Source organism: Kribbella turkmenica, assembly GCF_004348725.1.
Taxonomy (GTDB): domain Bacteria; phylum Actinomycetota; class Actinomycetes; order Propionibacteriales; family Kribbellaceae; genus Kribbella; species Kribbella turkmenica.
This window is the reverse complement of sequence record NZ_SMKR01000213.1, coordinates 1-11,086: the sequence shown is the minus strand read 5'-3', so window position 1 is coordinate 11,086 and position 11,086 is coordinate 1. Positions and strand designations below refer to the sequence as shown.

The following is an 11,086-nucleotide window of genomic DNA, read 5'->3' as shown; positions in this document are numbered from 1 at the left end:
TTCATCCTGCTCCAGCGGTACTTCGTCGAAGGCATCGCCGGCGCGGTGAAGCAATGAACCAACCCAACATCCTACTGCTCTGCACCGACCAACAGCGATACGACGCACTAGGCGCCCAAGGCAACGAGGCCTGACGAACATCAATGAACTCATCAACCTGAGGGACGACCCTGCGCAGCCGCTCGACGTGCTGGTCGCCACTGAGGACGGAGCCAACCCACAGGAGGGTAGCGGCAATGGAAAGTGTTAGCAGGCGGACATTACTGGTCGGCAGCGGAGCCTTCGCGGCGGCGGGACTACTCGGGGCCTGTGACACCGCCGCCGACAGCGGTGGCGGCGGGGCCAAAAGCGGGGCAAGGACGTTGACGTGGTGGGATCACAGCCCGAACCTCAAACCCATCAACCTGAAGACCTTCACCGAGTTCGAGAAGCGTCCTGACGGCGCGAAGGTGCAGTACACCCTGCAGCAGACTTCGAAAATGGGCCAGGCCCTGCAACTGGCCAAACAGAGTCACCAGCTGCCCGACATCACCACCGCTGCCGGCCTGGACGGGCTGCCGCTGTCGTCACTGGTCGAGGGCGGCTGGTTCCAGCCCCTGCAGCTGGAGAGCGAGGCGCTGGCGCGGCTGAAGCCCAACCTGTACGACGGGTTCCACCGCATCGACGGCAAGCTCTATACGTTCCCGCTGTTCCACACGCGCACCCACAGTACCGCGCTCTGGTTCAACACCGAGTTGGCGGAGAAGGCCGGGCTCGACCCCGCCGCGCCACCACGGACGTTCGATGACTTCCGTGCCGCGGCGCGCAAGATGCAGGACGCCAGCGGCGGCGGTAACGGCTGGATCTGCAACCTCGGCATGACGCCACGGTTGGGTGCACAGGTCGATGACCTGGCGGAGTCTTGCGGTTTCCTCGGCGCAGGCGGTCAGCTGTTCAGGACCGGTGAGTTCGCCTACCACGACCCGGCCTTTCTGACTGCGATCGAGTTCCTGCAGTCGATGGCCAAGGACAAACTGATGGCGCCGGGGTCGAACACCATGGACGACAAGGAGGCGCGGGCCCGGTTCGCCACCGGCCGGATCGGCTACTACCTCGACGGTCCGTGGTGCGCCGGTGTGATCAACGAGACCCTGAAGGCGTTCTCGCCGAAGCTGGGCGGCACCGGTCTGCTGACGCCCGACGCCGGCACCAAGCCGGCGGTGTACGTCCCGCCGACGAACGGGATGTACCACATCACCGCTACCGCGAAGGACGCAGCACTCGCGTCCAAGTTGTTGTCGATGGCGACCACCGAGGAGTACTACGTCGGCATCGCGAAGGGAATGGCCAGGCCGCCGCTGGATCTGAAGGCGATCGACAAGGCCGGCGTGCTGCCGGCATACAAGGCGGTGGTGGACAGCTTCCAGACCGAGGCATTCCTCGCCCCGAGCAGGCTACTGAAGAACCCCGCGGTCAGCGCAGTCCAGGCCAAGAGCAAACCGATCACGCCGGGCCTGGGCGAGATCGTGCAGGGCGTGTTCAGCGGTGACGTCACCGATCTCAAGGCGGAGCTGATCAAGCTGAGCGACGCCGCCAACAAGCAACAGGACGCCAACATCGCGGCGGCGACAAAGGCGGGGGCGAAGGTGAGCCGGGACGACTTCGTGTTCCCCGACTGGACACCGCACGTCGACTACGGACCCGAGAAGTACAAGTGAGGAGCCTGATGACCGAGACCGATCTGCCGCCGGTTCCGCACCGGGTTCGCAACGGGTGGCTGGACCTGTGCGGTGAGTGGGAGTTCGGCTACGACGAGAACTTCGGCCGCACGATCGTCGTCCCGTACCCGCCGGAGTCTGAGCTGTCCGGCATCGCCGAGCCCGGCTTTCATCCGGTGGTCTGGTATCGGAGCCGGATCGAACTGTCCCGACCGCCCGCCGGGCACTGCACCGTACTGCACTTCGGCGCGGTCGACTACCACGCCACGGTGTGGGTCAACGGACAACTGGTCGCCGAGCACACCGGCGGGCACACGCCGTTCAGCACCGACATCACCGACGCGCTGCGGGATCAGCCTCTGCAGGAGATCCTGGTGCGGGCCGAGGACCAGCCGACCGATGTCGGGCAGCCGCGCGGCAAGCAGGCCTGGCGGCCCGAGCCGCACGGAATCTTCTATCGGCGGACCACCGGGATCTGGCAGCCGGTGTGGATCGAGCAGGTGCCGGCCACCCACGTCACGGATCTGTGCTGGAGCAGCAATCAGAGCAGTGGGAGCGTCACGTTGGATCTTCGGCTCAGTGCCGAACCGGTTCATGGCACCGAGCTCTCGATCCAGATCCGCCATGGCGAGACAGAACTCGTCGACCAGGTCGTTGCGGTGTCTGCGGCGGAGTCCCGGATCGTGCTGCGGCTGCCGGCCTTGGACCATCCGCAGGAGGCCAGGCGGCTGTTGTGGTCACCGGAGAACCCGAACCTCCTCGACGCGGATCTCGAACTGCGGATGCCAGGTAGCGCCCCGGACCGGATCGGCAGCTACCTGGGCATCCGGACCACGGAGATGGCCGACGGGATGTTCCTGCTGAACGGGCATCCGTACTTTCTGCGGCTGGTGTTGGAGCAGGGCTTCTGGCCGCAGTCGCACCTGGCCGCGCCGGGTGCTGCCGCGTTGCGCCGGGAGGTGGAGCTGATCAAGGAGCTTGGGTTCAATGGGGCCCGGATCCACCAGAAGGTGGAGGATCCGCGGTTCCTGTACTGGTGCGACAGGCTGGGGCTGTTGGTGTGGGGGGAGATGGCGAACGCGTTCGTGTTCACCCCGACCGCCGTCGAGCGGACCGTCTCGGAATGGCTGGAAGTGGTCCGCCGCGACCGCACCCATCCATGCATCGTCACCTGGGTTCCTCTGAACGAGAGCTGGGGTGTGCCGGACATCGCCCGGTCGGTGCAGCAGCAGCATTACGCGACCGCGCTTTACCACCTGACCAAGGCACTCGACCCGACCAGGCCGGTGATCTCCAACGACGGCTGGGAGCACACCGAGAGCGATATCTGGGGTGTGCACGACTACACGCCGTACGGCGACAGCATCCGCGACCGCTATGGCACCCCGGAGGAGCTGCACCGGACCCTGCGCGGCAGCGGTCCCGGCCGACGCAAGGTACTGCTCGGCGACCCCGTACGGCGCGGTCAGCCGGTAGTCATCACCGAGTTCGGCGGACTGTCCTACGCGCCTGAGGCGGGGGAGAAATGGTTCGGCTACTCGACCGCGTCCGACGCCGACGACCTGCTGCGCCGGTTCGCCGACCTTGTCGGCGCGATCGCCGAGTCGCGTGAGCTGGCCGGCTTCTGCTACACCCAGCTGACCGACACCCTGCAGGAGGCCAACGGCCTACTGGACGAGCACCGCCGGCCGAAGCTGGACGTCGAAAAGGTGCGTGAGATCGTCGCGCAGCCGGCCGCGGCGATCCCGTCGGAGTCTGTCGACCACTACCGCCGACGAGCACGGCCGGAGAGGAGCCGAGGATGACCAACATCGTTCTACTCATGACCGATCAGCAACGCGAGGGCTTCACTGCGGCGGGTGGGTTCGGGCTCGACACGATGCCGTTCTGCGACCAGTTGGCTGCTGACGGCACCACCTTCCACAACGGCTACACCCCGACGCCGGCCTGCGTGCCGGCCCGGACCAGCCTCCTGACCGGACGCTACCCGTCGGCGCACCGCGTGCGGCAGAACAGCGCCGCCGACGAGGTGTTCCGGACCACTGATCTGGTGGACATGCTGCGGTCGGCCGGACATCAGACGATGTTCATCGGCAAGCCCCACATGTACCGCCGGGAGGGCGACTTCGATCAGTGGTCCGGGCCGTATTACCACGAGGATGGCCCGCGGCGAGGGCCGGACGATGCCGCGTTCTCGGACTGGTTGAAATCTATCGACCACGGCCCGGCGACTGAGCCGACGCCGTTCCCGCTCGAAGCGCAATTCCCGCACCGCATCGTGTCCGACGCGATCGAGGCGATCGACAAGCGCGACCAGGACCGGCCGTTCTTCTGCTGGCTGTCGTTCCCTGAGCCGCACAATCCGTACCAGGTGCCGGAGCCGTACTTCTCGATGTTCCCGCCGGAGTCGGTGCCGGACCGCGCCTGCGGCCCGGAGGCAGCCGAGCGCAAGGGCGGCGACTACTTGTGGATGCGCCGGCTGGTCGAGTCCAAGCGTGCCGGGTACGACGACCTGTGGCGTCGCTATCGAGCGTCGTACTGCGGAATGCTGAGGCTGTTGGACGACCAGGTCCGGCGCTTCTACGAGCACCTGGACGCAGCCGGGTTGACCGAGGACACGATCTTCGTCTACCTGGCCGACCACGGTGACTATGTCGGTGACTACGGCTTGCAACGCAAGGGTGCCGGGATGCCCGAGGTGCTGATGCGGATCCCGTTCTTCGTGACCGGCGCCGGCATCCGGCAGCACATCGACTCCGCCAGCTTCGTCTCGCTGGTCGACCTGTTCCCGACCTTGTGTGAGGCACTCGGCCAGCCGATCCCGTACGGCGTCACCGGGCGCAGCCTGTGGCCATTGCTGACTGGCTCCGGCGATACAGCCGGGGAGTTCGCCAGCGTCTACGGCGAAGCCGGGTTCGGCGGCGTGCCGTACGACGTCGAAGAGCGGCCGCCACTGCACTTCGACTATCCGGGCACGAAGTACGACGAGCTCAACTCGGTCACCCAGAGCGGCGTCAGCCGGATGCTGCGCCGAGGCGACTGGAAACTGCTGTACGACGTGCTGGGCCGCGGTGAACTGTACGACCTGCGGTCGGACCCGATGGAGCTGGAGAACCTCTGGAGCGATCCGGCGTACGAGCTCGTGCGGTCCCGGATGGTCGAGGAGTTGCTGTGGTGGACCCTCCGGATCACTGACGACCTGCCCGAGGCGAGATACCTCCCCAAACGTGCCGAACACAACTGGTACGCCCGGCTGCGACACGACGACGGCACCCGACCGTGGTCGCCGCAGTCTGCATCATCGCCGGTGCAGACCGGAGAACAGCCATGACAACCCTCGGCTCGTAAAAACTGGTGGGAGCACGAAATGACAGGACTGCTACGCAAAGGGCTGACGAGTCGCCGGCTCTTCCTCAAAACCATCACCGCCAGCGTGGCAGTGCTACTGCAGCCACCGACGGCACGAGTACTGCGGTCTCCATCGTCAGCAGTCACACTCGGGGTCGACTTCTCCAGCATCGACTTCTTTCCCCTGGTCAAGTCCAAAACCGGCATTGCCAGGGCGCTCGCGGACATCAACGTCCTGAACAGCCTTCCCTACATGGACGAGATCAGGCCGGCACTGTACAACGGAGAATTGCGATTCCCGGAGACAGACTGGCCGTTCCTCGATCCCTATCCGATCCAGGTCTCGCCCGACGGGGTGATCGAGGCGAAGGACAACCAACCACTGAGAGATTTCCACCGAGGATTGCAGCAACGCGGCATCGAGATAGTCCACCAACTCATGGGCGCTCCGAAGCAGTGGCATCCGTACGACGAGGCCGTGGCTCCCAAGAAGTTCCCACCACCGACGGATCTGCAGAAGTCGGCGTGGGCCATGCGATTGTTCACCGAGCAATATAACCTGACGCCAATCACCTGGACACTGTGGAACGAGCCGGAGCACAATCTCACCGGAATACGCGAGCCGGAGTCGGTCCGAATTTTTCTCAGCCTCTACGAGGCCTACTTCGAAGCGATCGCGCCCGTCCACAAGAGGGCGATGTTCGGGATGGCCAATTTCATCCCCTGGGGAACCGAGCAACTTGATGTGCTCGGCGGCAAGTCCTACGTCCAGGCGGCGATGGACGAATACTTCTCCAGGGCGCAGTCGAATCCCGACCTCTATCAGGACATCGGGCTCAAACGGTTAACGATGAACAATTACGGTCCTCGCGTGTGGCAACTGCTGGACGGCTGCCGGAACGCTCTCGGCACGAAGGTCAACACACTGCCGCTGACCCTTCTTCAGTACGGGCCGTTCAATCCGGGCGCCGAGTGGGACCAGAACGCCGGCACCACCCTGGAAGCCGTGAGATCCATCGCCGATTTCGACAGCTTTCTCCAGATCTCAGACCTGGAGACTGTCTCCTTCGCCGGCTGGCTGGGACACCTGTTGCGCTGGCAGGACGACAAGGTTCTCAAGCTCCCGCTGTTCAACATGTTGAAGCTGTACTCCCGGATGCCGATCTGGCGTGTGAACACGAGTGGCTCCCTACCGAGCGGTGTCGGCGTCATGGCATCCGCGGACCAGCACAGGACCAGCGTAATATTGTGGAACAATTCCACCGAGCCGTGCGATCTCGACCTGAATCTCATGAACCTTCCTGAGCGAGTCCGCACCGACGCCGCCCGGCTGTCCGTCTATCACCTCGACAAGAATCATGGCAGCCCTCTCGAGGGCGCGGGCGGGGAATTCGGTCCGACCGAGGTGACGGTTGTCGACGCCGACTCCGACAGCGTTACCAAGTCGGTCACGATCGAGGGCCCGGGCCTCGCATACATCGAAATCGACAGTGGCAAGCCGAACCCGATTCTGGACCGGACGGGTTTGCCGACGGCAACGTTCGTGCGGAAATATTCATACAACGATCGGATCACCGACGCGGACGGGACAACGCGTACGAGAGACAACTACGGGGCGTACGACGCCGTCCGGGCCATCGCTCACACCGGCGCGCGAGACGTGTTGGGCAGCGGAGTCTGCGGAGCGGAGTACGAGAACCTTCCGGACAAGTTGAGCGTCGACATTCTCGCGCACAAGGTGGCCGCGCAGCCCAGCTCCAAGGAAAGCATGTTCGGCATCCGCGTCGACTACGTGGATAACGGGAAGAGCGTCCGCAGCGCCCTATGGCACGGGAACATGTTCGACCCCGAACGGACCACGGAGTCGCCTTGGGGAAAGGGTGGTGCCACCGCAGATGTCCTCATTCCAACGAATCTGCTGGACGGCGGCAACGTCGGCAAGGGACAGCTGGTGATGGATCTCAAGAAGTACAGCCCGATCAATTGGGAATCCGTCGGCAGCCGGGCCATTGTCACCTTCTGGATGCAATCGACGGGTGAAGATTCGCAGGCCAGTTTCCTCATTACGGAGATCCCCCGCCGAGGGATTCCCACAGAGGTGGTTTATCAACCTTTGGCTTGACATCATCATACCGACTTGGCGCTTGAGTCATCCGGCGCCGACAACTCGGCACGGCGGGGATCGATGTCGTGTGACGCGCAGTCATGATCAGGTTGCGGCCGAGCCGGTCATGTGCCTAGTGAGGGAAGACGCGCGCCAGTCAGCGACGGATCACACCCCGGAGAGTGGTGCGTAACTGGTGCGCGCCGGACACGCAGAAGCCCAGGACAGGTGTGTAACGACTCACCGACGCTGTCAGTTGGTGCTCTCGCACGACGAGGCCGGTGGGATGCCGTGCGAACAGGGTGCATGTCCGGTGGCAGCCGCGGCAAGTGCAGCATATCCAGCGACTTCCGCTCGCGCACCTGCCGCCGTGGACGCGTCGTAGTACGCAGGGCCCATCCCCAAGTCACGGCCTCGGTGGGCGTAGCAGCATAGGGGTCGCGCTCGCACCATTCGTAGGTCTGGATGGTCCGCTGCAGGGCTCGATGAACCTCGTCGTTCTCCGTGATGTCCAGCTCCCACAGGAGCTCGGAGGTGTTCCACACCGTGCCGACGTAGCCTTCGTCCCAGGTTATCTGCTCTATAGGATCTTCGTACTCGTGCCGGAGGCCGTCGACGACGCGCTCGAGGACGATCTCAAATGGGGCACTCGCTGCTGGGCGGACAGTCGCGATCTGGGGCAGAGCACCGGTCTTCTCCGCACTCAGGCCCTGGCGCGGCCCGGGCGGGGGTTCACCCGGGTATTCGACCGGCGGCTTCCTGATCGGAGGTCAGGCGTTCGGTCAGTTGCTGGGCGGCGCCCGCGACATAGCGGCCGGCGAGGTCGAGGCGGTCGCCCAGGCGGCCTTTCGGAGCGACGATGTTGATTGCGGCAACTATCCGGCCGTTGAAGTCGCGGACCGGCGCGGAGCACCCGACGACCCCCAGCTCGAACTCCTCGTCGACCGTGGCATAACCGTTCTTCCGGATCCGCGCAAGCTCGTCCAGTAGCTGCCGGGGCGTGCGTACCTCCGGATGCACTCCCGCCGCGGCGAGCTTCTCCGGCGTGAAGTAGGTCCGTACGGCGGCTTCGTCCCACTCCGACACCAGGACCCGCCCAGCCGAGGTCGCTGCCGCTGGTACGGTCACGCCTTCCCAGCCGATCCCGCGGAAGGCGTGCGCCGGTGCCTCACTGGCGACGGTGAGTACGTCGTTCCCGCGCAGTACGCACAAGACGGTGGTCTCCTGCACACGCGCCACCACGGCTCGCAAGTACGGCGTGGCGATGCTGACCAGGCGCGATTCGAAGGTCCGGGCCGCCAATGCGAACAGGCGCCAGCCCAGCCGGTACCCAAGCGTGTCGGAGTCTCGCTCGACCAGGCCCTCCTGGGCCAGCCCGGCGAGAGCGCGGGACACCTGGGATTTCTCCCGCCCTACCAGTTCCGCCACCCGGCTCACCCCCAACGCGGCACCGGTGCCGTTGGTGTTGGCGCCGAGCGCTTCGAGGATCTGCATGTCCCGCCGGAGACCGGCCGGACCAGTGGGCACCGACATCCCACTCCTTCCCTGGTCACGCTGTCAGCGAGTTGCAATTTGAGCAACCTTCATTGTTCAAACTGTACACCCGGTTCTACCGTGCCACTACGGGGATCACACGAACCATCTTCGGAAGGAGGGGGCGTGAGCTTCTTGGAGTACGTCGAGTACAACCTCGACGACCTCGTGCGGCTGGCCGCCGAACATCTGCTCGTGGTCGTGATCGCACTGCTGATCGCAGCGGTCGTCGGGGTGACAATCGGCGTCCTGACCTGGCAAAGTGCGCGCTGGTCGGAAGTCGCCACCGCCACCTCCGGTGCGCTGCTGACCATCCCGTCGCTGGCCCTGCTGGCACTGCTCATCCCGATCTTCGGGCTCGGCTGGACGCCGGCGGTGATTGCGCTCGCGATCTACTCGCTGCTGCCGATCGTGCGGAACACGGTCGCGGGCCTGCGGGCGGTCGACCCGGCGGTGATCGAGGCCGCCAGCGGAATGGGGCTGTCGCGGCGGCGGTCGATGTGGCAGGTACAGATGCCGCTCGCCTGGCCGGTGATCATCACCGGTGTCCGGGTCTCCGCCCAGATGCTGTTCGCGATCGCGACCATCGCGGCGTACGTCGCCGGCCCGGGGCTGGGCAACGAGATCTTCGCCGGGCTGTCCCGGCTGGGCGCCGCGAATGCCCTGAACAAGGCGATCGCAGGCACCCTCGGCGTGGTGATCCTCGCCCTGGCCTTCGACGCCGCCTTCATCCTGATCCGCCGCTTCACCACCTCGAGGGGCCTCCGTGTCTGACCAAACGCCCACCCTGGACAAATCCCGCACACAGCTTGCGGCCCCAGCCGCCCACGGTGTCGGCATCGAGCTGATCGAACTGACCAAGCAGTACGCCGGCCAGCGGGCACCGGCGGTAGACAAGGTGTCGATGCGGATCGCGCCCGGCGAGATGGTGATGTTCCTCGGCCCTTCGGGGTGCGGGAAGACCACCACGATGAAGATGATCAACCGGCTGATCGAGCCGACCAGCGGGCAGATCCTGATCGGCGGCGATGACGTCCTGCGGCTTGACCCGAGTGAGCTGCGGCGCCGGATCGGCTACGTCATCCAGCAGATCGGCCTGTTCCCACACATGACCATTGCCGAGAACATCGGTCTCGTACCGCGGCTGCTCGGCTGGTCGAAGTCGCGGATCGCCGAGCGGATCGGCGAGCTGCTCGACCTGGTCGGGCTGGATCCGTCGGTCTATCGCGACCGGTATCCCCGTCAGCTCTCCGGTGGTCAGCAGCAGCGCGTTGGCGTCGCCCGGGCACTAGCGGCCGACCCGCCGGTGATGCTGATGGACGAGCCGTTCGGCGCGACCGACCCGATCACCCGCGAGCATCTGCAGAACGAGTTCAAGAGACTGCAGCAGGAGTTGCGCAAGACGATCATCTTCGTCACTCACGACTTCGACGAGGCGGTCCGGCTCGGCGACCGGATCGCCGTACTGCGGGAGCGGTCCGAGATCGCCCAGTTCGACACTCCGGAGAAGATCCTGGCGGCACCCGCGGACGATTACGTCGCGAGTTTCGTCGGGTCGGCGGCCGCGATCCGGCGGATGGGCCTGACCAGCGTCGCCGATGCACTGCGAGTCGTCCGGCTCGGACCGGTCAGCACGCCCGCGCACGGGATCACGGTCGAGCTGGAGTCGAGTATCCGGGACGCGATCGACGCGATGCTGCGGGCCGGCCGTACTCAGGTCGACGTCCGGGCCGCCGACGGGACCTTGGCCGGCAGCCTCGCCTTCGACCAGGTCTGCGAGCTCTGGGCCCGGGCTCAGGCAGGTGAGCCCGATGTCCGTTGAGACGCTCGGCACAGCGTTCGAAGTACGGGCTGGTGAGCGCTGGTCGAAGCGGGCGCTCGTGGCCCACCTGATCACTCCCGCGGTCCTGGTGGGCGCGGTCCTGATCCTGTGGGTGTACATCGGGTCGCTCAGCCTCGACAGCATCGAGAGCCGGGTGCTCACGACGTCCTCGATCGTGGGCGCGACGGTGCAGCACCTCGAACTCACCGGAATCGCGACGGTACTGGTGGTCCTGATCGCGATGCCGCTGGGCGTTCTGCTGACCCGGCCGGGAACACGCTGGCTGACCCCGATCGCGCTCGGGCTGGCGAACATCGGTCAGGCCGCGCCGGCGCTCGGGATCCTGGTGATCCTCGCGATGCTGTTCTCGGTCGGCGAGACGATCGCGATCGCGACGCTGGTCGTCAGCGCCGTACTACCCGTACTCCGGAACACGATCATCGGGATCCAGCAGGTCGATCCCAGCCTGGTCGAAGCGGCCAAGGGGATGGGGCTGCGCCCGGCCCAGGTGCTCGGCCGGATCGAGCTGCCGCTCGCCGTACCGGTCATGCTGGCCGGGCTGCGGACCACGATCATCATGTG

At 65.6% G+C, this 11,086-nt stretch carries 9 protein-coding genes; 7 read left to right on the top strand and 2 right to left on the bottom strand.

Annotated elements, in window-relative coordinates; translation table 11 throughout:
- The first annotated feature begins 362 nt into the window (after window positions 1–362).
- Genes E1218_RS32250 through E1218_RS32235 form a run of 4 tightly spaced genes read left to right on the top strand, consistent with a single transcriptional unit; the run spans window position 363 to window position 7,167 of the window.
- Window positions 363–1,697, top strand: a complete 1,335-nt coding sequence (locus tag E1218_RS32250; protein ID WP_165949513.1) for an ABC transporter substrate-binding protein — start codon at window positions 363–365, stop codon at window positions 1,695–1,697.
- An 8-nt stretch (window positions 1,698–1,705) separates the two neighbouring features.
- Window positions 1,706–3,502: a glycoside hydrolase family 2 protein gene (locus tag E1218_RS32245; RefSeq protein WP_132326829.1), complete on the top strand. Its 1,797-nt coding sequence runs from the start codon at window positions 1,706–1,708 to the stop codon at window positions 3,500–3,502.
- The gene (locus tag E1218_RS32240; protein WP_132326828.1) at window positions 3,499–5,028 is read left to right on the top strand and encodes a sulfatase-like hydrolase/transferase; all 1,530 of its coding nucleotides are present in this window, start codon (window positions 3,499–3,501) and stop codon (window positions 5,026–5,028) included. The genes E1218_RS32245 and E1218_RS32240 overlap by 4 nt, the downstream gene beginning before the upstream one ends.
- A gap of 36 nt (window positions 5,029–5,064) precedes the next feature.
- A complete protein-coding gene (locus tag E1218_RS32235) occupies window positions 5,065–7,167 on the top strand; it encodes a hypothetical protein (protein ID WP_132326827.1) in 2,103 nt (700 codons plus the stop codon).
- A 107-nt stretch (window positions 7,168–7,274) separates the two neighbouring features.
- On the opposite strand, the gene E1218_RS38355 is transcribed toward E1218_RS32235, so the two are convergent.
- Window positions 7,275–7,823 carry a HEPN-associated N-terminal domain-containing protein gene (locus E1218_RS38355; RefSeq protein ID WP_407657652.1) on the bottom strand — a complete coding sequence of 183 codons (549 nt, stop codon included), beginning with the start codon at window positions 7,821–7,823 and terminating at the stop codon, window positions 7,275–7,277.
- A 58-nt stretch (window positions 7,824–7,881) separates the two neighbouring features.
- The gene (locus E1218_RS32230) at window positions 7,882–8,682 is read right to left on the bottom strand and encodes an IclR family transcriptional regulator (protein WP_132326826.1); all 801 of its coding nucleotides are present in this window, start codon (window positions 8,680–8,682) and stop codon (window positions 7,882–7,884) included.
- A gap of 126 nt (window positions 8,683–8,808) precedes the next feature.
- Here E1218_RS32230 and E1218_RS32225 point away from each other — a divergent pair, with 126 nt between their 5' ends.
- From E1218_RS32225 to E1218_RS32215, 3 genes are all read left to right on the top strand, one after another.
- Window positions 8,809–9,456, top strand: coding sequence for an ABC transporter permease (locus E1218_RS32225; protein WP_132326825.1), 648 nt, complete (start codon window positions 8,809–8,811; stop codon window positions 9,454–9,456).
- Complete coding sequence (locus tag E1218_RS32220; protein WP_267900342.1) at window positions 9,449–10,504, top strand: ABC transporter ATP-binding protein; 1,056 nt, start codon at window positions 9,449–9,451, stop codon at window positions 10,502–10,504. Before E1218_RS32225 ends, E1218_RS32220 begins: the two co-directional genes overlap by 8 nt.
- The coding region (locus E1218_RS32215) for an ABC transporter permease (protein ID WP_132326824.1) at window positions 10,494–11,086 on the top strand (593 nt) is incomplete at its 3' end. The genes E1218_RS32220 and E1218_RS32215, both read left to right, overlap by 11 nt.